The sequence below is a fragment of the Paenibacillus cineris genome, from assembly GCF_018333335.1.
GTDB classification, from domain to species: domain Bacteria; phylum Bacillota; class Bacilli; order Paenibacillales; family Paenibacillaceae; genus Paenibacillus_AQ; species Paenibacillus_AQ favisporus.
Map to the genome: position 1 here is coordinate 2,902,434 of NZ_BORU01000001.1, position 26,537 is coordinate 2,928,970.

Here is a 26,537-nt window from a genome sequence, read left to right on the forward strand (position 1 = left end):
AACCTCCCCTTTTTATTTTGCTTCTAATCGTCTGGCCTTCGTCTATTCCTTGACGGAACCGACCAAAGCTCCTTTCGCGAAATGCTTCTGCAAGAAAGGATAAACGAGTAGGATAGGTACCGTGGCGATAACGACGGCGGCCATCTTGAGCGTCTCTGGCGGAATGCGCTGCTCCGACATCATCTCAGCCGCGGCCGACCCTCCCGCCGCGGTGGATGCGTCGATCAGCATGTTCTGCAGCAGCACCTGAAGCGGATGCTTCGCGAAATCGTTAATATACAGTAGCGCCGTGAAGAAGGTGTTCCAGTACGCGACGGCGTAGAACAGTCCGAACGCCGCCATGGATGGAAGCGACAGTGGCAGGATGACCCGGTACCAGACGCTGAGATCGTTGCAGCCGTCAATCCGCGCTGCTTCCTCCAGGCTGGACGGGATGCTGTCGAAGAAGCCCTTCATCAGCAGCACGTACCAGCCGCTTGTCAGCACCGGCAAGATAAGCGACCAGATGCTGTTGATCAGATGCAGATCCCGCACAAGCAGATACGGTGGAATGATGCCCGGATTGAATAGTGTTGTCAGCAGGATGGCCAGCATGATGAACCGCCTTCCCTGCAGCCTTCTGCGGGATATCGCGTAGGATAGTCCTGAAGTAACGATGAGGCTCAGCGCGGTACCGACGATCGCCAAGAACGCGCTGTTCCCGATAGCTCTCATGAAAGCATCGGTGGAGAGCAAATATTTGTAGGATACGAGGCTCCAATGCTGCGGGAACAGCACCAGCCCTCTCCGGATAAATTCCGACGGATCGGTGAATGACACGACGAATACATAATAGAACGGGAAGAAAGTGATCAGGCTGATTAAGCCGAGCGCGATGACGTTGATGACACCGAACGCGCGATCTCCCAAGCTTTCTCTCATTGGAACGTTCGCCTCCAGCAGGTGAAATGGGTTAGTAGACGCCTTCCTCGCCGAACTTCTTGGCCAATCGGTTGGCGCCGATGACGAGGAGCAGGCCGACGACGGACTTGAACAAGCCGACGGCGGTGCTGAAGCTGAACTGGCCTTGCCGGACACCGAGACGGTATACGTAGGTATCAAAGACGTCCGCGACATCGGAGACGGCGCCGTTCATCATCAGAAACACCTGCTCGAAGCCGACGTCCATCATATGACCGATCCGCAGAATGAGCAGAATGACGATGACGGGACGGATGGCCGTCAGCGTCACGTGCCAGATTTGCCTAAGTCGGCTCGCTCCGTCCATCTTGGCTGCTTCGTACAACTGCGGATCGACTCCCGCGATGGCGGCAAGGAAAATGATCGTGCCCCATCCTGCGTCCTTCCAGATGGACTGGAGCGTCAGCAGTCCCCAGAAATAGTTCTTGTTCGTTAGAAAATCGACCTTATCGAAGCCGAAGGCGACGAGCAGCTTGTTCACGACGCCGTCGCCGGTGGACAGAAGCAGAAACGTGATGCCGACGATGATGACCCAGGACAGAAAATGAGGTAAATAAATGATCGATTGCACGACTTTTTTGTAAGACGAAACGCGAATTTCGTTTAGTAGCACGGCGAGCAGAATCGGCAGGGGGAAGAAAAAGATCAGGCTTAGCAGATTGATCGCCATCGTATTACGGAACAGCAGAAGAAAATCCGGATTCGAGAAAAACCGTGCGAAATGATCGAATCCGACCCACGGGCTGTTTAGGACTCCTTGATAGGGCGAATACTCCTGGAATGAAATGATCACCCCCCACATCGGCACGTACCGGAAAACGATGAAATAAATCAGTCCCGGAAGTGCCAGCAAATACAAATACTTGTCTCTCTTCAGGCCCCCCCAGACGAGGCTGGGCGGGGAGCCGACGGCTTTTTTGCCCTCGGCGGCCGCGGTAACCTTATCCGCAGGCACGTCCATCATGGATTCCTCCTTCGAATCGGTAAAGGTGATTGTCAACGCTTTCATGCGTCTTAAGGCAAGGGTACATGCCCTGCCCATTTCTGGCAAATGCCCATTCTTGTTCGCCCGTTTCCTGGCGTTGACCATTCTTGCGGGGGCCCGAAAAACCCTCTGCGGCGGACTATTCGGCAAAAAAAACAGCCGGCGCACAGCTGGCTGTTTTTTTGAAGGAAGCGGCGCCTCGCTGCGCCACCTAGTCGGGGAACTTGGCTTCCTAATCAATTTGAGATCGATCTCATTTGTGTTAACCTGCCCGTTAGCTTAACAAGAACAGCAGCCGATTACTTGCCGGCTGCTGTGAGTTGTTTTGAACTATTGTATTCCGTTAGCTTAACAGAAAATGGTATTATCTAAATATTCCCTAACAAATCGGACATATTCTTTTGATTTTCAGCAAGCCAAATCATTTCCTTTGCGAAGCGAGCGGGAGGTATACTATGTTCATCCATGTTAGCATTTATCCACCAGGTGCTTTCCATATACCACAACAACTTTAATGAGTTTGTTAAGTAACCCTTTACTACGGTGTGTTCTTCGCTGTATCCTTCCATAAATGCTGAGGCTAGGGAGACATCTAAATTATCATCTAACGCACATGATATAACAGCACGAGCAACATCTAACTGCGGATAGTCATATTTTAGCCGATCAAAATCAAGGATTGCAGTTAGTCGACTATCATTAAATAATAGATTATCGACCCAAAGGTCACGATGAGCCCACCCTGATTGAAGTAATTCGAGTATTTCTATATCTATATCTTCAGTTGCCCTTCGTTGAGTCTCTATATCAGAAAGCAATTCAGTTTTACCAGCTTCCTTTGTCTGTTCCCAAACTGAGTTCCAATGTGCTAAGCGTTCCTCACGCCTTGGAGGGATAAATTGTGGTTTATTTTGAATACTAAGTGTCCCATCGTTTAATAATCGATGCATTTTTCCTGTTTCTCGACCTAAATCGTATATTTGATGTACATTAGCTTTACCTGGTGGAATTAGTTTGCCCTGGCAATATTCCATCACCGTGAAGAGTTCTCCGTTATCAGATTCAAGTAATATACTTTTATGGTGTGATAACAAATTGGGACACGCAAGACCTTTGTCAAATAATCTAACCTGTTGAGAGAATGCAAGCAATAGCTCCTCTGGTTTATACATCCTATATCTGTTTTTGTTGTATTGTTTAAGTAGAAATTGACCTGAATCAGTTGTAACTTTCCATTTTAAGTTTAACCAACCTCGTCTTATCACAGTAGATTCAAGCACATCCAAATCGAAAAGGCGTTGAAATGTTTTTATTAAGTCATCTCGGATCATTTCTTCTGATAACATCGTCTCCATTTGACCAACTCCAAAATTTACGGTATGTACGTTATATTCCTCATGATGTCCTATATAACCTGCTTTTGCGTTATCCTGCCCGTTAGCGTAACCCCCCCACTTTGTATAGATCTCAATGCAGGCACTTGGCAAAGCGTTCCGTTATTTGTATCCCTCTGTACCAATCCGTTCCTCCGTTTTCAATCGCCCAGCACGCCTCAAGCACGCCTCGCGCCACACCCCACATTGCGATTCGGTGAGGGTCCAGGTCAAGACGATCGGCTATGATTGCAATCCGGCTCCGCAGAACCTGCTCGCAGTCACCACCTCGATCCTCATAATTTAGCAGATACTGGATAGTATCAAAATGGATGTCACCCATGATGCCTTTGGGATCAATGACAGCCCATTGTTCCTCGCCATGGCGAAGGATGTTTTCATGATGCAGATCGCCGTGCAGTAGAAGATTCTCACTCGTGGTCGATATGAGATACGACAGACATTCTTCAGCATTTTCCACCCAGTTCTTAGGCAGTGGCCCGGCAATGTTCACGTCGTTGAATCGCTCGCGGTATCGCTCGATTGCCGCAAAATGCTCCCTCATGGATGGGTACCGACTACTGGTTGGTGCAGGAAGATGAAGGCGGCGAAATACTTCGCAAAAGAGACCCGTCGCACGCGCATCATCCTCAATTGATGACAACGGTGTGCCAGGGTCGGCACCTTCTAGCAGGGCCACGCCCCATTCATCGTCTGCATCTAGGACATGAATCGCCCCCCGGCCCTCATAAGCCCGAAGCACACTAACTTCCCTAGAAAGCTCATCTTTCCTGAAAGATGATTTGAGGACGGCGGGCTTCCCATTGCTGCGCTTTACACGGATCACGAAGTTATAGGATAAATCGGAAAATGGAGCTTCTGGGATAAAGTCGAAACGGCTTGCACAGTCGGCAATCAATCCAGGCAACGCTTCCGCCCATGTTACGCCTTGCTTACCGTTGAGTTCGTGCATTCTTTTAATAAACGTATCAGGGATTACAATCATACCAAATGACTCCTTTCAGAAAGTGATCTACTTCCTCTCTTATTCGACATAAGGTGTTGTAAAGCCCTGTTTGCTGCTCTAGGGAATAGTGGATCCGATGTCCGCCAAGCCCACGATACCTGATGAAATTTGGAATGATACGGCCTCATAAGCCGTGAGCAAAACAATGGAGCAATAACGCCAGTAAGCCAGTTTCATTGATCATTTAGGTTTTGAATATCATGTTTATCCATCATTATTTTTTCAGTTAACCAGTTACTCATATCGCTCGTTTCTGATTCAAACAAACCAAACGAACTTGTTCAGGATCTCGAATCGTTGATTTTTCATCAAGCCGATTTTGCGCACATGTCAGGGATGAATATTCAACATTCGGGTGGATTTTGGAGGGAATGCTAAAAAACATAGGATTTCATCTGGCAAGTGTAGAATACAGTGGGGACACCCTCGGCAAGAATCTGCTCAGCGGGTCGCCGGGCAATCCCCGGAATGCTGTCCAGTCGATCCAGGTCATGCAAAAAAGGGGGATGCCGTTTGGCTACCTCCAAATGTGTGAGCATGGTTTTTGAATCATACGTTGGGTGGGAACTCATACAAGCCACTTTGAACAAGAAGATTAAAGTGATAGGAATCGTGTACAATGATCACAACGACCATTTTGGAGGTGTCTCTCATCATGAGCAGAAGTTTTCTACTATTATATGGGGTCGGCGGCAGTGACCCCGATCATTGGCAAACTTGGTTACATCAAGAGCTAGTAAAAAGAGGTGAAACCGTCCGATTTCCTGACTTTCCAGATAAAGATCAACCTGACAGGGATGTTTGGCTCGATCATTTATCTTCTGTCTTTGAAGAAATTCCAAACGATGAAGAAGTCATCGTCGTGGCTCATAGTCTAGCGTGCATCATGTGGTTCCACTACGCGGCTTCAACTCCGAACCGAAAAATTCAGCGAGCCATTCTTATAGCCCCACCCTCGCCATTTTTGGAATATGAACCAGTGATGACTTTTTTTCCTGTACCGGAAAACATGCATGAGATCGGAATGGGTGCGAAAAAAACGTTGTTGGTTTTATCGTCAACAGATCCTTATTGCTCGGTGGAAGATGCTTCACAGTACTTTGACCTAGGGGTTCCTTGCGTGATGTTGCCTAAAATGGGACATATCAACGTTGAAGCGGGCTACGGTCCGTGGCCATGGATTCTTGATGTATGCTTGAACGAGCAAGTTACATTATGATTCGATTACGGTAAACAAAAAAGCCGCTATAATAGAGGCTCTCAATGGGACTATGATAACGTTTTGTATTGACGACGTCCTGGCCCCTTAGAGTCGCTGCTTATCGTTGTGAGGCTTGCCGAACAACTAATGCAGTGACGTCCAGACGGGCTCAGGGGACTGGATGTGGTCACTCACTTCTCAGAGTGACCAGGAACGTCAATATCATGATAGTCGAAGGAATTTCTGGAAGCAGCCATAGCATTTAACGCGTTCTCAAAATAGCTATATACTTCATCTGCAATTCCCAGAAACTCTTCAACAAGTACATTATGACTATCCAAGTAACAAGCATACAGATAATCAACTAAAGCGGAGTCAATGTCACAATAGTTTAATATGGCATTCTTCATCATAATAATGTCATCTTGCCATACACCTGTATCTTCTAAAACTAAAGAGTATAATGCACGAATTAATCTCTTAGAGTAACCTTTAATATATCTATTCTTCATTGTGTTATCACTAGCATTAGAAAGTGAACGATGTACACGATCTACTTCCTTCTTGGTCTCTGTATTTAAATCTAAAATGAACTCTGGAGAAATCATAATCGGGGGTACTTTTTCACCAACGTCATCACCATATATGCAAACACAAATAATCTTTACCCAAAAACCCCACTCATTTGGTTTACTTAATACATCGTCAATCGAGCAAATAGTCGTATCAATCTTAGTTACTACGGGATATTCATCTAAAAGCCTGTCTTTCATATTTGACAATCTTTCGTAATCAATATCTTCAGGATTTGCACATACAATAGTAAAGTCTGCATCTGACTTAAAAGGTGTAGCCTTTCCTTTGGGAATCGAGCCACACATATAAATGCTATGAATCTTATCTTTAAATTCGTTAAGGATATGATCCACATACTTATCAACAAAATCCTTATATTCACTTTGTATTTCAATTCTTTTTATAACTTTTTCTAATATCATATCGACTCCTCCTAAACTAAAAACTTCTTTCGGCTAACGTTCAGGCGTTCACGAACCCTCACCGACTTAAGTGACCGAAGGGAACGGCCGCGATGCGGTTACGGTGCAGGGTTGTCCACCTGATATTCGTTAGTTCAAGAAAGTCTTCTATCTTCCAATTGTTTAAATAATGTATTTAAACTTTCTTCTACAGTTTGATGAGCTGTATCTATGACTATGTGGTCCCGATCCCAAACATCATACTCTCTATTTCTGACCTGCTCCCACGTCGGAAGTATAAAACCTGGAATATCAGCTGTACGCATTTCGATTCGATTCCTGTGCTCGATATAATCAGAGCAAAGTACTTCAATTTCCACATAAGGTATTCCGAGAGAATCGGCCACGTTGCGCCATGCCTGGCGCGTAATTTGGATAGGGTTAACTGTATCTGCAATCACATCTAGGCCCAGTTGAAGATTCTGTGATGCAATGGCATAACACACAATGTAACCCTCAGGCCCTTCGATGGTCTTTCCAGCATCTCGCATAGCCTGCTCCACGACATCGACCCGAAGATACGTAGCCTTTAGTTCTCTTGCTAAAGCCGATGATAATGTGGTTTTTCCGGTGCCCGGCAGTCCACTAAATATGTAAAGCATTGAACTCATCTCCTTCGGGAAAAGCACCTTGGTTATTCGTCTTTGCGCCGGTTTCTTATAACGTCTAATCTACGAACTTCGTAAATAACTTCATATGTACAGTATTCGTGAAATCAATAAACTCCCCTGCCTGTTAGCTTAATAAATTTAATTAATAGTTCAATGCTTATCTAATCGGTAATCGGATCAAAAAAGCCGCTATAATAGCGACTCTCAATGGGGCTATGTTCTTGTCCTTCGACATGTGCGAGTCTATACACGAGAAAATACCTGCCCCTCTCCCGGGCAGGTATTAAAGGTGAATCGTATGAATGGCTTACCAACATCGATCACTAAATATTAATCCAGAAGGCTATAGATCTGAATGCTCTCCACCTTAGCATCCTTGATATGAAACGACATCACATCCACATAATTGGATGGCTCGTAACGGAATTCATCCTCCTCATTAGGGGCTCCGTCACCAAGCAGTTTCCCCTCAGGGTAGGCGTTTTTGAGTATATCCAGGCTATCCCCTGCTTTAATGTTTCGCACTGTCGCGTACTTAGGATCTTTCATTTCGATATGAAAGATGGAGTCTTGTTTCCCCTCCGGTATACTGATTGTTTTAATCTCCAGACCAGGATACGTATACACCTTTTCTGTAAAACCGATTAACGTATCCATGTTTGTTCCATCGCCGGCACTGTACGTATGAGATTTCAGATTATCGGGTTTGCCCAGCATCTGTTCCATCTGATCTTCATTCGCTGTATCCGAAATTGCAATGGTGTGCTCATTATAGACAAAAGCAAGCTCCTTCAGCACCACATTGCCTTCCTTCTCCATCGAACCTTCCTTAATCGCTTCAGCACTCTGTCCTCCCGAATTTCCTGAAGCAGGCGCAGTAGAATTTGATGCTCCTTCGCCTTCGGCCTGTTCGTTCGACGTGTTTTTTTCAGCCGAGTTCTGCGCCGCTTCTGGCGACTTAGCACCATTGGACTGACAGCCCGTCAGTGCCATCGTTAGTAAAATACTCAGCAGGATACCAGCTGCAGCTTTATTTATCCATTTCATCATGATCCCTCCATAAATGTGTGATTTCTTCTTATGAAGTGATTATAAAAAAGGCATTTGTTAGTCTCATAACAGAATTGTATCAATCTTGTAACGTAACTATTTATGCGCGTCTTTACGCACGGGGTAACACAATCGTAACGGTCGTTCCTTCCCCGACTTGACTTTCCAAGTCGATATATCCATTAAACCGCTCTACAATCTCTTTGCAAATCGAAAGTCCAAGACCTGAACCGTTCGCTGTGCTTGCATTTTTCGCCCGGTAAAAGCGTTCCTGCACTCTCTCCAGCTCATCACCCGCGATACCGATACCTTGATCACGTATCCGTATAACTACCTCGCTTGGCGTATGTTCCAACTTCAATTCGATTAGCGATGGACTGCCTGAATATTTGATGGCATTGTCCACAAGGTTGGCGATCGCATGGGACATCAGCATGGGATTCACGTCGGCGTGGACTCTCGTCAGAAGCTTATCCTCCGGTTCCGCTTCCGCCTCCCTGAACATAATCTTGATTCCTTTGTCTTTGGCCTTGGCACCCATATTCGTTGCGACTTGCTGAATCAGTCCGTTCATTTCCGTCCTCTCGACTTCCAGTTCGTTAGAACCAGCCTTGTCGAATCGGGATAGCAACAACAATTCATTAATCAAGCGCGTCAGCCGATCCGATTCCTGAAGCAGATGAGCATAGATTTTTTGCAGCTCCTTGTTCTCGTTCTCCCCTTCAACCAAGTATTGAGAGAAACCACGAATGGCTGCCAATGGTGTTTTTAACTCGTGAGATACGTTAGAGACAAATTGTTTCTGGTACTGAATGTAATCATGAAGCTGCCGACCCATGGAATCCAGCCCATCTGCCAGCATGCCCAGCTCATCCTTCCGATTTAGATGAACTCTCCGAAACTCCTGTCTAGAGAAACTTTGCGCGGCGCCAAGCAACAGCTTAATCGGCTTGGTTGTGTTGCGGGCAATCCACAGACTGGATAACGTAATCAGTACAATAAATCCGCCTGCACCCGCAAACAGGATATAACGGATTTGATCCATAATCGCATAGAAGTAGGAAATGTCCTCCACGAACTCATACACATAAGCGTTTTGGTAGTATTGATCCTGAATGGGAGTGGCAAAATAAAGCAGATGATTTTCCGTTACGGTGTAGGCGTAACTGCCGCTCAGGGCTTTCTCAATATTCTTTTCAAAAATAAGAGGTTTGCCATCATGAATGATGATGCCATCCACAGCCAAGCCCAGCAACTTCTTGGAGCTGTCATATATACGTACTTCCTTGCCTGAAGCTTTCAGCTTCTCCAGAGCAAGTCTGACGATTTCTTTTGTCTGCGGCTCTCCTGTCGATGATCTATGCTGTGCCAACACCTCACGAAAGGATAACTCGGACAGATCCGCCTTCTCCATCATCTGTTTTTCAATGGTAATGAAGCTGTAGTAATCGATGGCTTTATTCACCGCAAAAATGATGATGCCAAAGGACAGCACGGAGAAAAATAAATAATTCAGCAGTAACCGGGTTGCATACTTCAGGCCTCGCCACCTCCAAGCTGATAGCCAAATCCATAGATCGTCCTGACATATTTCGGTTCGTCTGCGTTATCCTCCAGCTTCTTCCGTAATCGCATGATGGTCATATCCACACTTCGACTGTCTCCCATAAAGTCATATCCCCATCCGATCTGCAGCAGCTCATCCCGGGTAAAGATTTTGTCTGGTCTTTTGAGTAACGTTTCCAGAATTTTAAACTCTTTTGCCGTTAAAGACACGGGTACACCGTTTTTCAGCACCCTTCGGCTTTCCAGATCAAATGTCAGCTCTTCATGAATGATGCGTGTAGCTTTCACTTCTGTTCCTTCACTTGATTCCTCCCTGCTCTCGTTTCTTCTCAGAATCACCTTGATCCGAGCGAGCAATTCACGATTGTCAAAGGGTTTGGTCATGTAATCTTCCGCCCCTAGCTCTAGTCCCAACACCTTGTCGATTACTTCATTTTTGGCAGAGAGCATGATCACAGGAACAGCACGTTTCCCGGTGATTTCCTTGCACAGGTCATATCCGGAGCAGTCAGGCAGCATCAAGTCAAGCACCACCAGGTCCGGCCCAAAAGCATCGAGCAGCTGCAGGGCTACTTTACCGTTTTCAGCCGTTTGAACGACGTAGTTTTCTCTTCTCAGTACAAGCTCAATTAAATCTCTGATTGCGACTTCATCGTCAATGACAAGTATTTTCTTCAATGTGCACCCCTTCTAGCCTTGTTCCCCAGCTTGAATCATAATTTACACTCATCTTAGCACAGACACTTTAGATTCCTCCATCAACTGGATGATGAGGTATATTGTCAATGGACATACACCTATCCTCACGCCCCGCTCTCGAAATGCAAACAAATCTACAATATATTCAATCTGTCGGAACGCAGCCCAGATAAAGCTATAAGCTATATAACTCCGTCAGCGCGGACAGCAGCTTATCGCTGTTGGTTCTTCTTTCGCCCTGCTCAGCCACGCATATTTGGAAGCTTAGAACTATCCCCCAATACCTGCACGAAATAACCCATTGCCTTATGCCTTATATTTCTGGTAACCGAACAACGTGCATTTACCCAGGCAAGCACATCCGTGGTTGATACTTCTTATCAAGCACGATTAACCATATATGTTCTTGTCGTCGGTTTTTTACAAGAACATAGATCGTTACAACAAACAAAGCCGCTGTTACGCGGCTTTAAGTGTGCATGATCTTGTCATCTTACAGTAAATTTGCGTCTAACTATGCATTTTGACAAAAAAATGGCATTCAAACTTTGCAGTCTGAATGCCTGGCATGTTGAACGTTTTTGACTCCTATGCTCATATCAGAACGTCACTTTTTATAGCACCCATTTTCAATTTCTTCGAGCAGCGCAGTCCCTTTCGGATTCCATCCCAGCATTTTTCGTGCTTTTGTCGAACGAATGCGGCTATTGGAACCGAAAGCAAAATGAGCAGCTTCAGGGCCCCATTGCTTAATCGCCTCATCAAGACTCATCATTTCCGTTTCCGGCCCTAATTCGAATGCCCGATTGATCGCCTCACCAATCTCTTTCATGGAGGCTTCGCCGTGCTCGGCAAAAAAGAAAGAACCGGCCGGCGCGCGCTCTATCGCTAATAGATATAGCTCGACAAGGTCGTCGATGTGAACGTTCGACCAGACATTCTCGCCTTTTCCGATATGACACGCTGCCCCACGCTTCAATGCAAGCTCGATCAGCCAAGGAACTTGTATGCTATCCTTATGGATACCATAACCTGTGCCATAAATCAGCGAAGGGCAAATGACCATCGAACGTATGCCGCGATTGGCGGCCGCGAGCACTGTCCGGTCGATCATGACGCGCGCCAATTTTTCGGGAAGTGGTTCGATGATTTCTTCATGATACACCTTACTGGCGTATTCTCCCGCCGCCTTATCCCCGACAATACTGGAACCGCTCGTATGAACGAACGTTTTGCCGCTTCCTTCAAGCGCCGTTAATAGCGTCGTCACCGCGAAGATGTTATCCGAGTCCGCAGCGTTAACCACGATGTCAGCTTCCTTTGCCGCCTGTATGAGCGGTTCGAAATCGTTTAGAGTGCCGATATATGGTGAAATACCTAATTCCCTTAACTTGGCAGCTCCCTCGTCTGTTCGGGTCAACCCTGTTACTTGAAAACCTGCCTGACGCAACTTGAGCGCGACCGACCCGCCGATATAGCCCGTCGCACCGGTCACGAACACCTTCTTGTTCATTTGAGAAGCCTCCCTATATAATAAAAAATAAAATTAATTTCAATCCTTACCATAAAGGGAACATGCATGCTTGTTAAGTAGGCACTTTTAATTGCGTTAGTTTCCAATAAGAAAGTATTAAACAGGAGGGAGAACCGTGAAAAACGAGGAAAACGACTATGCCGCTTACGTCACACTGAACATGATCGGCGGCAAGTGGAGTCTACTAATTTTGTGTCATTTACGAAAAAGGACTGTCCGTTTTTGCGAATTTCCGAAGCTTATTCCCGGACTTACACAAAAAATATTGACAAAGCACCTGCGTGAGTTGGAAAATCACGGACTCGTTCACCGGACCGTCTTTCCGGAAATTCCGCCTAAGGTTGAATACTCACTTACAGATCATGGGAAAAGTCTTGGACCCGTTCTGGATTGTCTCGAACAATGGGGAAAAGATCATTTAAACCGAGCGCGATCCTTAAACAGGTGTGCCGACAACTCCGCAGATTAACTCATTTTCGTCAAGACGCGTTCAATTACAGCCCTTTCAAGCGTACCATTTCGGCAAAAGCCGCAAACGCTTTGCTGCTGAATCGGTCGTTTCGGCGAACGAGACTCGTGCTCGTAAAGCGAAGGCGTTCCGGTATCTGGTAAGACCCTAACGACCGGTACTCCCCTTTAAGGACGGATGCCGGCAGCAGTGTGCAGGCAAGCCCCGACTTGACACAGCTCATCAGCGTTTCCAGCGAACCAATTTCAATGAAGTTCTTTCGCAAAATTCCCGCACTGCTCCTCAAGCACCCTTCGGAAAGGGCAACCTATTGGAGAAACCGCCCATCTTGCGCTCGATAAATCTGGGTACGCGCCAGCCATCCCGCTGGTCAAAAGCATAATTTCATCTTTTACCGTATATTCGAAAATCAACTGCGATGGCGCTATATCGCCCGTCACGAATGCTCCGTCAAGCCTACAGTCCATCACCATTGACAGCAGCTCAGATGAGGATCCGGTTACCAATGACAACGACACTTCAGGATAGCAGGATTGAAAATCCGACAACACATTCATGAAATTGCCGCAGGTCACGGTTTCCACCACCCCAATAACAAGAGGTCCACTGGGATGCGACTTCTCCTGCACCGCTCTAATTGCTTCGTCGGCAAGGCTCAAGATCGCGAGCGCATAATCGCGAAACTGGGCACCTTTTTCCGTCAGTCGGACCCCTTTGGGATATCTATGGAATAAATCGGCTCCGATTTCCGACTCCAGCTTCTGAATCCGGGCCGTCACGTTAGACTGGACATAATCCAGTTTTTTCGCCGCGCGGGAAATCCCGCCTTCCTCTGCCACGCTTATGAACACTTTAAGGTCCATCATTTCCATATCTATATTCCTCCGAAAGCCCATCAATATTAAAGATGGATATATCAATACCAATCATTATACGGTATGGATTATTTAGATTACAATTTGCTTATGGAAAATGACTTTACACCCGGAGGTGGAAAGGAGTAAAAGATGACTTCAACGACAGAGAATCAAAAGGTGCTTGTTCTTATAGGAAGTCCCCGACGGAACGGCAACTCTTCCGAGCTGGCTGATGCGGTCCGTCGGGGTGCGGAGAAAGCCGGAGCTACGGTGGCAATAAGGTTTATAGACGATTACATTTCGAGTTTTCTACGCGACTGCAGGATATGCCGGAAGCCTGACGGAGAATGTTCAATCGCTGACGACTTTCGTTCGTTGTTTATCGACGACTATTTGTCTGCTGACGGAGTCGTGTTCTGCTCCCCGGTTTATTGGTACGGATTATCCGCCCAAACGAAATCATTCTTTGACCGCACGTTTTGTTACAATGCGGCTTCCCATCCCGATTCGGCGCAGATCATCCAGCGCATGTCCGGCAAACGCATTGGACTTGTGTTATCTTCCGAGGAGACGTACCCGGGAGCTACGCTCGGAATCATTCATCAACTTCAGGAATTTTCCCGATACACTCACTCCGAGTTCGTCGGCGTCGTCCGCGGGGTCAGCAATAGCCGTGGAGAAGTGATCCACGATCCGGGTTTACCCATGCAGGCTGCAGAGCAGCTTGGGCGCGACTTATTCGTGCGCAAATATACCGACTACCGTCTTGATATGGAAAGAAGTGGTAGGGTATGGCCTGCCACGGATTGAACAACACGGCTACTGATGCGCCTAGTGGGTGACTATGTACTTGACCGTTATTGCCTCTGGATTTTCCTTCAGAGGCTTTAACTTTAAGTCACGATATATTTCAGCATCTATTGAATCCAAAATACGAGTCTGTCTCCATTTTTCACCTCGACATACTCACATTTTTAAATCATATCCCTTTATATATAAAAGAAAAAAAAGCAGCAGCTAAGCGGTACTAAAGATGTATGTTTTTGTCGTCTTACAGGATGGTCACCGTTATCTGATGCGTTCCCGTCTGTTCTTAAAATAACTGCCATCCTTCCGAATATCGAACATTCTTGAATACTAACTGAAACTGTTCTGCAGTATTCCCTTTTTTCTAAGTGGATTACGTTATTCGGTAAATCGTAAGGTTCATCCAGTTGGATATTTAACGTACCTGGTGCTGATCGGCAGCTTCTTCCTGTTCGTTTATTCAACTATCGTTTCCCCTTACTTCAACAAACCGTATTAAGAATTGTGATTGATAGTTCCTCTGAGTACATATGGTGCTGATGATTTACCAATTATAAGTTCCTTTAACTCACTTGGTATATGTATGTATTCCTCTGCTCTTTGTGGTTCCATCCAAGTAACTTCCTCAATTTCTTCTGGAAATGAGATATTTATTTCTCCACCAATTACATTCCCCCTAAAGGTAAAGAAAATTGTGTGATGTTCCCTATCTACAAAAAACGCTTCGCTTACACTGAAAATACCATTTATTTCAACCTCTAAGCCCGTTTCTTCTTTTACCTCACGAATAGCAGCTTCTTCAAGTGTTTCTCCACGTTCAACTGTTCCATCAGGAAGTGTATAGTAGGAAGATTTCATACCCTTGTTTTTGACCATCAATACATTTTTTTCTTGTTCATCAAAGAGAAGCACGTAGGCAACATCTACTCTTTTCATTTAATGAATCCCTTTCTCGAAGAAATGTGAATTATCAACAATTCGTTACTTTATATGAACTATCCTGCCCTTTAGCCTAATGCTGAAGGCATTTTGGCTTTGTAACTCCATTTATGCGGGTATCAGCTTATCGCACTCAGTTTATAAAATGCTTAAAACTACATCTGTGATGAGGAATCATCTATAGGAGGAATCATCTATAGAGTGAATAGAAAAGGCACCTAATGAAGTGCCTTTCACGAGCCCTCTATTTTAGCTTCCCACGTCGACGTATGGAACGCCCGCACGATGCTCGCGCCGTTCGTGAGCCGCCGCACACAATCAGTAAATCGTTGTGGAACTTTTACGTTATCCTTTCTTCAGTTAATCGAATAGCAAAGACGTATCCTGAGATTCATAAATTTGAGCCGCGCACGTATCCAGTAATGATTGAAGCTTCCGATATAAGGCGCCGCCGAGACTTAGCCGCTTGACGCCAAGTTCTTGGAGCTTTTTACAACTTGTAAGCCCTGGCACAGACATAAGGTTTAGAGGCGCGGCAATTTGCTCTGCAGCCGCTTTAATTTCGTTATCGTCCTTCAATCCAGGAACAAAAATTCCACTTGCGCCGGCTTCCACATAGGCTTGCGCCTGGACTATCATTTCGTTGTACGGATCCATACTCAGCAAATAGGTATCTGTTCTTGCATTAATATAAAAATCTTTATATCCACTCTTCTCTAGGGCCCCTCTGATTTTCGACAAAAGCCTGCATTGTTCGTTCAATGGTTTAAGTCCTGCTTGATTCTTGCGAGAATCCTCTATGTTGATCCCCGCAACCCCTATATCGGCAAGTCTCAATACATTCTCGACGATCGTATTCTCATCTTTTCCATAACCCGACTCTATATCGGCAGAAACAGGGATGTTCACATGATCCAATATCGTTTTTACGCGATTTAGTATTGTATCAAATTCAATTCTTTCACCATCCGGATAACCCAAGCTTTTCGCTATTCCCCAGCTGGTTGTACCGATAGCTTTGAATCCGGCTTTCTCCAGAGACAACGCAGAAAACAAGTCCCACGCGACTCCTAACAATAAAAGCTCGTTTGATTGATGTAGTACTTTAAACTCCTGAATTTTGTTCATACCTATATTCCCTCCTGCATCTTTGTAGTAAAGCTAATCCTCCAACTGCTTCCGTCCGGTATCAGGCAATTCGACCCTGTCGAACCCATCTATCAATGAATTTCCTGACTTTTCGAAAGCAGAAGAAATCAGCTCCTTTTTAAAATGCCTAAGTATGCACTCCACGGTCCAACGTCAGCCCGGTATCTCTCCGCCATCACCCGAACCATTTGCGCCATATGCGTAAAATCATGAACAACCCATGCAGAGAGGAGTTCCCTTAACTTCACGACACCGAATTCCGGATGCAGACCGGTCTTTTCCAGATCGTGAGGATTGACGACTGCCCTCAGTTTGGGTATGTTCGCCATTCTGAGGGTATGGAACTCTGATAATGCCTCTTCAATGGTTCTCTCGGACGTGTCTTTCAAATGGGAATAGCGGTCGAATACGGGAAACGGATTGTTCTCCCCTTCCGCAAGAATGAATTCCATCCGCGGGATCCAGTTATGCTTCTCCGCTTCAACGAGGTGCTCAACGACTTCAAGCGTGTTCCAGGTTTCCTCCCCTTCATTGCCATACAGCCATTCCTGGATAGACCGGATAAGAAGCACTCCAAGGTTTCCGGCGTGCGCTCCAAAATCTCAAAGGCTTCATGCATATGGAAGTTCATATCAACACTCCTTTTCGCTATATTAAAGCTCATCTTCAAACAAGCACTAGACCTCCTGGACGGTGCAAAAAATTCTGACCACAGCGGTTCGATTTCCGATACCGTTTTGCATGACCAATGAGCTGTGAAGCCTTCTCTATCGTCACGCCGCATGGGAACCGCCAAGCATGGATGATATACGTCCAGTTACCCAGCCGGCGTCTTCGCGGTGATCGGCCACACGTCGAACACCAAGTTCCTCGACGGACGGACGAAAACGGCTACGTCCAGGTGAAGCCAGGAACGACCGAAACGAACATTCCGGGCGTATTCGCCTGCGGCGACGTGCAGGACGTGCGCTTCCGTCAAGCGATTTCCGCTGCCGGGACCGTAAGCATGGCCGCCATGGACTACGAGAAGTTCCTGGATGGCAGCATGGTGCATGACTGGAGCGAAACACTGTAAAGCGGATCAAAACGTACATAGAGAAGGAGCCGGGGACGCCTCCTTTTTACATAAGAATGGAGAGTGGGCCGTTACCTGATCCTGCTGAGTAAAGTGGCGCATTATGCGTGCTAGTCTCTGTGTTGCTAGTTTCTGTGGATGGTATGCAGGGCACTGTGCCTTTTATTCGATTAAGATGGAAACCGCGCTGTATGCGAGAAGCAGGCCCATCGCGACGTTAAACGGGGTTTGGTACGCCGACAGCAATCGCTGAAATATGGAGCCGAACATGCTCCAACAGAAGGTGCTTATCACGCTTAATAGTGCCAGAAACAAAGAGACGCTGATCAAGGCCAGATGGGAAGAATGGTACGGGAGAATAAAGGTCGATACGGACGTTAAGGCGTACAAAATGCCTTTGGGATTGATAAACTGCAGAAGCACCGCCGTCAGAAAGCGGTTGTTTTTGTCCTCTCTGCTGCTCGTAGCTTTCTTGCGGTGGAACACGATTTTAACGGCGAGAAACAGCATATAGGCCGCTCCCAGAATCGTCATCCACCACCGGATGCCGGGAATGAGATGTTTAAGCAACAGATTGCAGTAACTGCACAGCAGCGCAACGACAAAAAAACCGGCGCCAACACCTAGACAAAATGGGATCGTTCGTCGAAAACCGTACTGGTGGGCAAACAACATCGCCATGAAATTGTTGGGGCCCGGGGTAAAGGTGCTCACTAAAATATAGACTAAAAACGAAAATACAGGCATCTTGGATCTCCTCTGCTAGTTTGTTATAATGTCCAAAAAATACGCTATAACGCATTTCGGCGCTACATGTGGGAACAGCAGCCGGATGGCCAGCGCGGCGTGCAGGACAACCCCTCAGACGATCCAGAACGTCGTGCGCCAGTCGAACGTCATGGTAACCCACGTCCCGAATAGGACGCCCAGGATCAGCGAGATGATCTGCCCAGCAATGACGATCGCCACCGCGCTCCCCCACTTTGCGGGCCCGGCCAGAGTGGAGGCGTGGGGACGGCCACCTGTGAGAACAGGCCCGTCCCCAACGCGGCTACGATCCGTCCGGTCAGCATCAGGCTGTACGAGGAAGCGAATCCGCAGACCACGTTTCCAACAGCAAGCAGTAGCAGCAAACCGAACAACAATCTCCTGCGTTCTATCCTCCCGGTCAGTGTCGTCAGCAACGGCGACGACACTGATAACCAAGCGAGAACACCGTCACCAGCTGTCCGGCAATCGCCGTCGACACATGCAACGCCGCCGATCATGACCCTTCTCAAGCCATCGCAATGAAAACTATAACCAGGTTCATTCGCGGCTGGAACCAGAGGTCTTCTCAACGTCAACATAACCAAATCAGTTGCATTGAACACCGAGATGCGCCCCCTCCGTCGGCCTATAAAACAAATACAGCGGCCTGGGGATCCCACTGTCACTTACCCTTCAATGATACTGAATCAGTTGCATTGATCGCCGCAGAAAATAACACCAATCGGCTTATTCAAACGGCAGACCGGCTTCCTCGGACGGCTCCTGCGACCGATTCCCTTTTCCGATGACTCAGGTCCTTCGGTCGTTCGGCTTCTCCGAGCCAGAAGCTGTTCCCGGCCTGTGCTTCTCCGATCCCCTCTGGTGAGCGGCTCTCCTCGGTTCGTCCTTCTCCACCCAAAAAGCCTGCCAAGTCAAAATATGAAGCGCGATCGTATAACGGCTGACGATGATCATGCGATGCACCCCCTTTCAATAAAACCATTATAGTTACATTGAATCACCCCCGTCAACGGCCCCCCGGCATGTTCTCCAACTATATCAAGGATGCAAGCAACATGTTTACGTGCATAATGATGGTGCGGCAGAAACTCATCCAACACCGAATAATCAGTCGGAAGCACTCGATCACTTTCTTCATGGTTAGATCCGGGGTTTCTGTTGGGAAAACAGCACTATCCAATATGACTCCATGCTTATTACGGATACCGCATACAAACTTTGTCCCTCCAGCTTCAATCGCTCCGATAAGCATAAAATCCCCTACAATATTGTCCTGTTCTGCGCATTTTTTCGCTCTTTCGCTTCATTTTACTTGTACATCAAAAAGATATCCGAACAATAATGAAAACGTTATACGTATAATGTTGCAATCTAAAAGCTTTTTGATATCCTAAAGAAGTAGAATACACGGGAAGGTTGAGATGAATGGTTAATATTACGATTGCCGATGTGGCGGCCAAAGCCGGCGTTTCGCTTGCGACAGTATCTCGAGTGCTAAACAGCCGCGATGGAAGTATAAAGATCAGTGAAAAGACAAAGCAAAAAGTGCTGCAGTCGGCCCAAGAACTCGGTTATCAGATCAATCCCTTCGCCGCTGCTCTCCGATCAAAGCGCTCAGGAGTCATCGGTGCGATCATTCGCGACATTCATGACCCCTTCCTATCGCTTCTTGTACGTGAAGTGCAAAAAGCCGCTCACGATAAAGGAATGGAGATGCTTATGGGACACGCCGATTACGATGCGCATACTGCAGAGCGTCAGCTGCATTTCATGATAAACCATTGGTTCGATGGTCTCGTTCTAATTGGAAATCTGTCCACCCATTCTCTTCTGGAACGCAGCAAACAAAGCGGTCCCCCCATTGTATCGATTACCGGGGACAGTTCACTACCAATTCCGCAGGTAAGAACAGATGACGCCAAAGGCGTTCATCTAGCTCTCGATCATTTAATCGAGCTGGGTCACCACAGTATAGGTTTCCTTGGGAATCTAGAGCACGGTGGAGTAAGAACACGATTGAGAGCCTTTAAAGATTACTTGCAGCACTGTGGTTTTGAGCCAGACGAAAGCCATATTCTAGACGCTCGCGACCGGTTTACCGCTTTCGAACGTTCCAAAGCGCTCTTTGAATGTCGCAAAGCTCCCTCGGCCCTGTTCTGCGCGTCGGATCAGTACGCCTTGAGCGCAATCCGTGCGGCTTGGTATCTAAACAAGCGAATACCAGACGACCTGTCCATTATTGGATTTGACGATATTGAAGAAGCGGCTGATTCCTTTCCGCCGCTAACAACCGTGAAGCAGCCAGCGCGAGAACTTGCCATTACGGCAATCGACCTGCTCACCGGCTTTATCGATGGAACGCTTGATACGATTGCGCAAAGCGAATCCGTTGTCGAGCCGCAACTAATCATCCGGCAAACTACTGCTACCCGAGTCTAGCTGAGAAGTTTGGTCCGTCCGCTTGCGGATGACTCTTAAGATGCTTCCATGATACGCAACATTTCGATCGCAATTTGTAACACTTCACCAAATCGCTCCATCGGAACTGAGCACCTAAAAAACAATTTGGTTGACTCGCACAATTTTCCGATAGACAGTGGAACCACGAGAATCAAGGCCGGAGGGTTGTCATAAGCTCCAAACGGGGGTTGCCTTGATGATGTCCGCCAACTCGCCGGCTCCCTTAGCGATGGCTTCAGCGGTCATTCCGAATTTACTCTTAAGAAATCAGGCCCCAGTAACTGTTGTAAAATGTCAGGCCATCTGACTGATCGGGGATACCTGTTATTTGTATGGGGACTATAACCCCATGTGTTTGAATCGCCATTACGCAGTAAGTATGGTAGTCATCCAGTCATTCCTTTCCGGAACCCAGTGTACGGTTATAAGAAGTCCGAATTGGCACGCTGACTTCCCCAATATGAATATGGCTCTTACTTGACCCGCCATTCTTGCTCACCAGCTTGACGGATTTGAAGTTATCGACGACAACCGCCGCTCCCTCGCCCTTCAATAATCGATCCAGACCAACACCTGCAACATACATTCCTGCCGCCACCGCTGAACGGACACCGCTTCTGGCATCTTCGAACACAATGCAACTGCCGGGGTCGACGTTCAACCGTTCGGCAGCCAGAAGATAGCAGTCCGGAGCAGGTTTTCCTTGAGCGATGTGCTCGGCTGTAACGATTACATCAAAGTAAGTCTGCCATTTCATCTGGTAAATGACCTCGTTCACCTTTGACGGAGAAGCACTCGTTACGAGCGCGGTCTTTACACCCGCCTCGCGTACGGATGCCAAAAATGTTGATACGCCGATGATTTCCTGATAGGTCATCGTTGCTTCATACGATTCAAGTTTGGAAAGAACCACAGCACGTTCGATAGAAGTCAGCTTAGGGAATAGACGGTCCAGTGTATAGGAAGCTTGACACCCATAGATAAATTGATCAAAATCCGAAGGTTCCAAGCGGATGCCACATCCAGTGGCGACCTGGTTCCAAAATTCCTTGACGGAAGATTGTGTGTCGATAAGAACTCCATCCATATCAAATGCAATTGCTTTAAACATGCGGATACCTCCGAGATTTTACAAGTGAGGGATGATGAAGATGCAGCGATTCTAACGCTTCCGCAACCGCATCAGGGCGCTGCCGTGGCAGAAAATGTCCTGCTCCGCGGACGACTCTTCTTTCCGTGCCTTCGATAAATTTGGACATCAGTTCCTCCGATCGGAAGAGAGGGTGGACCGTATCTTCATCTCCGTGCAGCACCATTGCCGGAACTTCAATTTGCGGTAATGTCGATAGATACTTTTCAGTCTCGACGAATGCAGGATCACCGTTATCATTTCGATGAACATGCCTGTACTCCTGAATCACCACTTGTACAAAATCCGGATTCTCGAATGAATGGGCCGTTCGCTCGAAGGTAAGATCGTCAAAATGCCAGCTAGGCGACCAGCGTTCCCACAACTTTCGACAGATCTCTCTTCGATAAGCTTCCAGTCCCGCTTTTCCACGCTCCGTATTAAAGTACCATTGATACCAGCATTCTGCTTCCAGGGCCGGAGGAGCCGGCTTAGGAGGAGACATCACATCGTGGACATCATAACCGCCGATTGCTACCAGAGCTCGAATTCGTTTCGGGTTCAGGATCGCGGCGACGCAACAGGCTCGACATCCCCAATCATAGCCGGCTATAGACGCCCGTTCGAGCCACAAGGCATCCATGAATTGCAATAAATCTAACCCCAATGCAGCCTGCTGCCCAACCCTTGGCGTATCCGGATCGATAAATCGAGTCGGACCATAACCCCTCAAGTACGGCATCAATACCCGGTAGCCTGCCGAAGACAATATTGACGCCGTCCCATCCCAAACACGAACGTCATCGGGGAAACCATGCATCAGGATAACAGGGAAGCCGTCTGGCGCCCCCTCCTCTTCGTAAGCAATTTCCAACTGCGGCGTTCGAACCGTTTTCACTTTCACTTCACTCATTTGGGATCACCTCAAAATATTGATCTGTCAAGTCGTTGCAAACATTAGACCGCTTCCTTTTTGTCGCAAAGTCAACCCATATGCGAAAATCGAGTCGAAAGTGTCAGGCTTTACCGGTGAGACCTCCAATAGATCGTAGCCTGCCCGTGAAGCGCGCTGGATCGCAAGCAGTCCAGACTCGTTTGACCATTCCGCCAATCCAGGAGAGTGCAAGAATTCCATATTGAATCGCCATTCACTTCAACCTCTCCATGCTCAACTCGGTATTTCTTATTGTCGTTTTGGCTTGCACCAATAAACCCACACACTTTCAGCAATCGAATAAGTAAGATCCCCTCCTTAATGCAATCGATATACGTTAAACGTTTTCACTACCATCATATTGGAACCTGAAATTATTTGTCAATAGCCATTTTCAGCGAATCGCTTCAAAGGAAGCCTTAGTCCATTGTTCTACTGTACAAGCATCGTGCGCTCCCGAAGCTTCCCGATTCTTCGCTCAGCATGTAAATAAAGGCACCCTCTAGAGGTTGCCTTTATCGTATGTTTTATTAATAGAGACCGACAATTTTGTCGCCGATTGCGCTGATCTACGTGATGTAAAACGTCTTCAGCTTCGATTTCGCCCGCGAGCTGTCGACGAAGCCGGAAGGAGCGCTTGGCACGATAGAACCAGTGGGCAATATGATTGATACGTTGTCAAGAATGTAGAGGTAGGCGTATAGCGAAATAAAAGAGCTCATTGAGAGCTCCTCAGATTGTCGAGAAACCCATGTCTTTGAGACGTTGGGTTTCTCTTTTTTCATTTGCAGTTGCTAAAAAGCCTAAAAAAGAAGGGTTACCCCCTCTTTTCCAGGCGATCCAGGTGGATCATCATCTTCTTCATATTCTGCACGGCGGCCGTTATCAACGCTTGTTCCGTGACGTTGGAGAGTCCGCGCAAACGGCAATAGCGAAACCCATGGAGAGCTTTAGCATCCGCGAAGCTTCGAACAATCTTTCAGCGTCGTAAGTAAACTTCCATTTGGCAATTCTTAATGCGGCGATAGCCTACGCAGGACACCTACTTATTTATCTTACTCCTCTTCTGGCTATGGATTTCACTTTTAAAAACCATCCCATCAAAATATGTCAATTCGACTCTCACCATTTGTTCTATTGAACCCTTATAGCTGATTGGTACTGACATTTCATCAACTCTATCCGACTCACTCTAAAAGTAACAATTAACCTTTTCATTGGACCGCACTTGTCTTTATATTTATCTTTTCAGTTGTAAATCTTTTCTGCATAATCCAATGAAACAAGTAATGGTACCTAACAAAATGACTATGAAGCTTAAGCATGGAAATCTAAATTTAAAATCTACAATCAAATCAAATCTTCCCTTTCACTAAATCTAATCTCTAGGATAGTTAATTTCCATGATATCCATAAAAGGGACCTTGGTAATAACTCCATCCTTTTTGATGTGTACTTTTCCAGTCCGAGAGTCCATTTGATCTATTTGACCCCTTACTGGCTCATCCCAACCCCACACAGTAAGTAGAATTTCTGACCCTTCTTGATAAGCCTCTGTAAGCTGATTGCCTATCTCCTCTAATACAAATTCATCCCTTGTCGGTCTCTTGGGAGCTTTTGATTTGATCATCGGTCTCTCCTCCTCGTTGTAAAGTTCGCAGTCCGCATAGGAGCGCTCCAATACATTAATAACTAGTATAATTTTACATTACAAAGTTACTTAAGAACAGCGTTACGCAAATCTACAATATTACTGATATATCAAAGCCCAATAATAAAAAAGCACTTGGGTCCAAAGTGCCACGCTATTTGAGAAAGCAACAAAGACGACTTGGAGTTGTCGGGAACTTTTCGGGCCTTGGGATATATTGCTTTAAACCGGCAGAAGCCCACAGAATCATTGGCAACTTTTCAAGAGAGGCATCGCCATCTGCCAAACGTATCCGGGAACGTGGTTCCTCGCGCGAGGAGTCGAGTGGCTTGCAAGCGCGTTGTGCGGGCTGGGAGTATACCGGGCGGCCGCTGCGCTGATCGGAGTCTCAGAGAAATTACGAGCCAATCTTGGCTCATTATCGTTAAAAACAAAAAAAAGCCGCTGCCATGCGGCTTTTAAGCGTATATGTTCTTGTCGTCTTACAGCTGGCTTTTGTATTATTTATAATTTAAGTAATAAAACCTTCTTCTCATAGGTGTCTAAACACCATTGAAACTTCTTTAGGATATGATTGTTAATTGGTTTGCCCTCATAGTCAAATTCTTTAAAACCAAATTTTTGATAAAAATGCTTTAACTCTTCAAACGGTAGACAATACACTTCTTTTAAATTATCTTTTTTAGTTTCCTTTACCAAGTAATCAACTAACTCATTTGCAAGCGATAATCCTCTGAACTCATCCAATATATATATACCGCCAATTTCAGCTTCTTCTGCATTAAGATAAACAATCCTTCCAACGCCTGCAAATTCATCCTGATGTGTAACTATTGCAATTTTTTCATTTTCTAAATTACTCGGCATAAAGCCTATTTTCTGATACTGTTCATTTACCCATTGGAGTTCATTTTTAGTTGCTATTCTTATTCCCATTCCTTCTCGCCCCACTAATTATATTGATCAAGTATAACAAATGAACTAAACTGCCCATTAGCGTAATAAAGCTGCCAATTAGCACCGGCAACTCTTCCTGTTCGTTTATTCGACTATCGTTACCCGATAGTTCAATTTCCCAATCTGAAAAATTCAGCTTGATTCATAAAATATTCATCAATTTTTTCGACGATGAGCCCTCCGTTTTCTTCCGAATTGCGTTTTACTTGAATCCATTCGATGTCTTTCTTAAACTGCTCCCATAGCCTTTGACGCTGCGCCATATCCTCATATTCCATCACATAATATATTTTATTCTGGCCCGTTGCATCTATCCAGAAATTCACGACCTTCATTCCCAGTCTTGTGAAAATTCTAAACGTATGCTCCTTAAATCTGTCCTGAATGGCATCCATTCGACCTTCGTAAATCGTATAGATTCGCAACTCATATAGCATGTTATTTCCTCCCTGAATGAATCTGATTGGTAATCCAGCACACATCTGTTTCGACTTTTTAAAAATCAGATCGAGCCATTCTCTCTGGACCATCCTGCTTAACCAGGGAGACCTAACCTTTACGTCTGCCTAGGCGTACGGCATATGACAATTTGTGCTCCCTCGTGGGTCTCTACGTTTACGCCAGTCACACATACTAAATTTTTACTTCAATGAAATCATGGGGAATGTAACCAAGTTCTTAGTCGGGAATGTTAGCAAGTTATCAGTTTGATGGTTGATTTTCATTTTGTACGGTGCGTTTTCCATAAGCGCAAAGAAAGACGCGCACGCCTTCAGTGATGATACGTTTGGTTTGTTCCTCCTCTAATGTCCCGTTTTTTCTCGGTTGATCAAATACCAATAAAAATGTTAAAGCAGCGAAATGCTTTGTAGCCATTACAGGATCTGGCACATCGAGCAGTCCGGTTTGTCCAAACTCGGTAAACCTCCTGGTAATCCCCTCTTCCGTTGCGTTATCCAGCTTTTCTAAAAACGAGGCTGGCAGATTGGCGGCTTCCATTGTAACCAGACGGATCAGAGCGCTGTAATCGGACGAACCGTTCGCAGAAGCTACAAATTGTTCGCAGAAAAAGATGAGCGCCTGCTCCAGATCCTGGAATTCCCAGAGGTAGTCTGATATCCCTTGCAAAATCGCCTTGGTGAAAAGGCGGTTTATTGAGGCTAACGTTTCCCTTTAGTTTCAATAATCATTTGACTTCGACATTAATACTGCCGAACAACTTCTCATCAATATAAGCGTTAAGCTGCCAAATGCCAGGTTTCGGTAGCCTCATTGAGGATGGTAAATGTGCATCTG

At 46.2% G+C, this 26,537-nt stretch carries 26 protein-coding genes, 4 pseudogenes and 1 riboswitch; of the genes and pseudogenes, 6 read left to right on the top strand and 24 right to left on the bottom strand.

Annotated elements, in window-relative coordinates; all coding sequences use genetic code 11:
- Positions 1-42 precede the first annotated feature (42 nt).
- The 4 genes from KI379_RS13505 to KI379_RS13520 all read right to left on the bottom strand — a co-directional run bounded on the left by KI379_RS13505 (position 43) and on the right by KI379_RS13520 (position 4,324).
- A complete protein-coding gene (locus KI379_RS13505) occupies positions 43-921 on the bottom strand; it encodes a carbohydrate ABC transporter permease (protein ID WP_076165251.1) in 879 nt (292 codons plus the stop codon).
- Between the two features lie 31 nt (positions 922-952).
- A complete protein-coding gene (locus KI379_RS13510; RefSeq protein WP_089547420.1) occupies positions 953-1,924 on the bottom strand; it encodes an ABC transporter permease in 972 nt (323 codons plus the stop codon).
- 389 nt (positions 1,925-2,313) lie between these two features.
- Positions 2,314-3,300, bottom strand: a complete 987-nt coding sequence (locus tag KI379_RS13515) for a phosphotransferase (protein ID WP_212983869.1) — start codon at positions 3,298-3,300, stop codon at positions 2,314-2,316.
- A 112-nt stretch (positions 3,301-3,412) separates the two neighbouring features.
- The gene (locus KI379_RS13520; RefSeq protein ID WP_212983870.1) at positions 3,413-4,324 is read right to left on the bottom strand and encodes an aminoglycoside phosphotransferase family protein; all 912 of its coding nucleotides are present in this window, start codon (positions 4,322-4,324) and stop codon (positions 3,413-3,415) included.
- A 392-nt stretch (positions 4,325-4,716) separates the two neighbouring features.
- Here KI379_RS13520 and KI379_RS13525 point away from each other — a divergent pair, with 392 nt between their 5' ends.
- Together KI379_RS13525 and KI379_RS13530 are read left to right on the top strand one after the other, a co-directional pair.
- Positions 4,717-4,893, top strand: a complete 177-nt coding sequence (locus KI379_RS13525) for a hypothetical protein (protein WP_212983871.1) — start codon at positions 4,717-4,719, stop codon at positions 4,891-4,893.
- A 107-nt stretch (positions 4,894-5,000) separates the two neighbouring features.
- Positions 5,001-5,564 (top strand): RBBP9/YdeN family alpha/beta hydrolase, encoded by a 564-nt coding sequence (locus KI379_RS13530; RefSeq protein ID WP_212983872.1) that lies wholly within the window; start codon positions 5,001-5,003, stop codon positions 5,562-5,564.
- 173 nt (positions 5,565-5,737) lie between these two features.
- Here KI379_RS13530 and KI379_RS13535 read toward each other — a convergent pair whose 3' ends face one another.
- The 6 genes from KI379_RS13535 to KI379_RS13560 all read right to left on the bottom strand — a co-directional run bounded on the left by KI379_RS13535 (position 5,738) and on the right by KI379_RS13560 (position 12,022).
- Positions 5,738-6,544, bottom strand: coding sequence for a nucleotidyltransferase domain-containing protein (locus KI379_RS13535; protein ID WP_076165237.1), 807 nt, complete (start codon positions 6,542-6,544; stop codon positions 5,738-5,740).
- Between the two features lie 134 nt (positions 6,545-6,678).
- The gene (locus KI379_RS13540) at positions 6,679-7,185 is read right to left on the bottom strand and encodes an AAA family ATPase (RefSeq protein WP_076165236.1); all 507 of its coding nucleotides are present in this window, start codon (positions 7,183-7,185) and stop codon (positions 6,679-6,681) included.
- Between the two features lie 339 nt (positions 7,186-7,524).
- Complete coding sequence (locus tag KI379_RS13545; RefSeq protein WP_244169139.1) at positions 7,525-8,244, bottom strand: hypothetical protein; 720 nt, start codon at positions 8,242-8,244, stop codon at positions 7,525-7,527.
- 112 nt (positions 8,245-8,356) lie between these two features.
- Positions 8,357-9,709: a sensor histidine kinase gene (locus KI379_RS13550; RefSeq protein WP_244169138.1), complete on the bottom strand. Its 1,353-nt coding sequence runs from the start codon at positions 9,707-9,709 to the stop codon at positions 8,357-8,359.
- A gap of 71 nt (positions 9,710-9,780) precedes the next feature.
- Positions 9,781-10,488, bottom strand: a complete 708-nt coding sequence (locus tag KI379_RS13555) for a response regulator transcription factor (protein WP_076165228.1) — start codon at positions 10,486-10,488, stop codon at positions 9,781-9,783.
- 628 nt (positions 10,489-11,116) lie between these two features.
- Positions 11,117-12,022 carry an NAD-dependent epimerase/dehydratase family protein gene (locus KI379_RS13560; RefSeq protein ID WP_076165225.1) on the bottom strand — a complete coding sequence of 302 codons (906 nt, stop codon included), beginning with the start codon at positions 12,020-12,022 and terminating at the stop codon, positions 11,117-11,119.
- A 181-nt stretch (positions 12,023-12,203) separates the two neighbouring features.
- On the opposite strand from KI379_RS13560, the gene KI379_RS13565 reads away from it, so the two are divergent.
- Positions 12,204-12,512, top strand: coding sequence for a winged helix-turn-helix transcriptional regulator (locus KI379_RS13565; RefSeq protein WP_076169262.1), 309 nt, complete (start codon positions 12,204-12,206; stop codon positions 12,510-12,512).
- Between the two features lie 25 nt (positions 12,513-12,537).
- Here the strand turns inward: KI379_RS13565 and KI379_RS13570 are convergent.
- Positions 12,538-13,408, bottom strand: a pseudogene (locus KI379_RS13570) (LysR family transcriptional regulator).
- Positions 13,409-13,519: 111 nt separating this feature from the next.
- Between KI379_RS13570 and KI379_RS13575 the strand changes: the two are divergent.
- A complete protein-coding gene (locus KI379_RS13575; protein WP_076165221.1) occupies positions 13,520-14,179 on the top strand; it encodes a flavodoxin family protein in 660 nt (219 codons plus the stop codon).
- A 492-nt stretch (positions 14,180-14,671) separates the two neighbouring features.
- Here the strand turns inward: KI379_RS13575 and KI379_RS13580 are convergent, their stop codons facing one another.
- From KI379_RS13580 to KI379_RS13590, 3 genes and pseudogenes are all read right to left on the bottom strand, one after another.
- Entirely contained in the window at positions 14,672-15,112 is a 441-nt protein-coding gene (locus KI379_RS13580; protein ID WP_212983873.1) for an NUDIX hydrolase, read from the bottom strand.
- A 363-nt stretch (positions 15,113-15,475) separates the two neighbouring features.
- On the bottom strand, positions 15,476-16,243 hold the full coding sequence (locus KI379_RS13585; RefSeq protein ID WP_212983874.1) for an isocitrate lyase/PEP mutase family protein: 768 nt from the start codon (positions 16,241-16,243) through the stop codon (positions 15,476-15,478).
- Positions 16,244-16,371: 128 nt separating this feature from the next.
- Positions 16,372-16,895: pseudogene (locus KI379_RS13590) on the bottom strand (DinB family protein).
- Positions 16,896-17,091: 196 nt separating this feature from the next.
- Between KI379_RS13590 and KI379_RS13595 the strand changes: the two are divergent.
- Positions 17,092-17,339: pseudogene (locus tag KI379_RS13595) on the top strand (NAD(P)/FAD-dependent oxidoreductase); the annotation flags it as partial.
- A 162-nt stretch (positions 17,340-17,501) separates the two neighbouring features.
- On the opposite strand, the gene KI379_RS13600 reads toward KI379_RS13595, so the two are convergent.
- A complete protein-coding gene (locus tag KI379_RS13600; protein ID WP_212983875.1) occupies positions 17,502-18,086 on the bottom strand; it encodes a LysE family transporter in 585 nt (194 codons plus the stop codon).
- Positions 18,087-18,899: 813 nt separating this feature from the next.
- A complete protein-coding gene (locus KI379_RS13610) occupies positions 18,900-19,064 on the bottom strand; it encodes a hypothetical protein (RefSeq protein ID WP_208629230.1) in 165 nt (54 codons plus the stop codon).
- Between the two features lie 471 nt (positions 19,065-19,535).
- On the opposite strand from KI379_RS13610, the gene KI379_RS13615 reads away from it, so the two are divergent.
- Positions 19,536-20,549, top strand: coding sequence for a LacI family DNA-binding transcriptional regulator (locus KI379_RS13615; protein WP_212983877.1), 1,014 nt, complete (start codon positions 19,536-19,538; stop codon positions 20,547-20,549).
- Positions 20,550-20,964: 415 nt separating this feature from the next.
- On the opposite strand, the gene KI379_RS13620 is transcribed toward KI379_RS13615, so the two are convergent.
- From KI379_RS13620 to KI379_RS13655, 8 genes and pseudogenes are all read right to left on the bottom strand, one after another.
- Entirely contained in the window at positions 20,965-21,681 is a 717-nt protein-coding gene (locus KI379_RS13620; protein ID WP_212983878.1) for an HAD family hydrolase, read from the bottom strand.
- Entirely contained in the window at positions 21,674-22,612 is a 939-nt protein-coding gene (locus KI379_RS13625; RefSeq protein WP_212983879.1) for an alpha/beta fold hydrolase, read from the bottom strand. Before KI379_RS13625 ends, KI379_RS13620 begins: the two co-directional genes overlap by 8 nt.
- Before the next feature lie 590 nt (positions 22,613-23,202).
- Positions 23,203-23,355: a hypothetical protein gene (locus tag KI379_RS13630; RefSeq protein ID WP_212983880.1), complete on the bottom strand. Its 153-nt coding sequence runs from the start codon at positions 23,353-23,355 to the stop codon at positions 23,203-23,205.
- 95 nt (positions 23,356-23,450) lie between these two features.
- Positions 23,451-23,609 (bottom strand): annotated as a pseudogene (locus KI379_RS13635) (transposase); the annotation flags it as partial.
- Positions 23,610-24,011: 402 nt separating this feature from the next.
- Entirely contained in the window at positions 24,012-24,263 is a 252-nt protein-coding gene (locus tag KI379_RS13640; protein ID WP_076165200.1) for a YolD-like family protein, read from the bottom strand.
- A 525-nt stretch (positions 24,264-24,788) separates the two neighbouring features.
- Entirely contained in the window at positions 24,789-25,220 is a 432-nt protein-coding gene (locus KI379_RS13645; protein ID WP_212983881.1) for a GNAT family N-acetyltransferase, read from the bottom strand.
- Positions 25,221-25,351: 131 nt separating this feature from the next.
- Positions 25,352-25,678: an NIPSNAP family protein gene (locus tag KI379_RS13650; RefSeq protein WP_076165196.1), complete on the bottom strand. Its 327-nt coding sequence runs from the start codon at positions 25,676-25,678 to the stop codon at positions 25,352-25,354.
- Positions 25,679-25,798: 120 nt separating this feature from the next.
- A riboswitch (ZMP/ZTP riboswitch) is annotated at positions 25,799-25,879 on the bottom strand.
- A gap of 64 nt (positions 25,880-25,943) precedes the next feature.
- A complete protein-coding gene (locus KI379_RS13655; protein ID WP_244879283.1) occupies positions 25,944-26,369 on the bottom strand; it encodes a TetR/AcrR family transcriptional regulator C-terminal domain-containing protein in 426 nt (141 codons plus the stop codon).
- Positions 26,370-26,537: the final 168 nt, after the last annotated feature.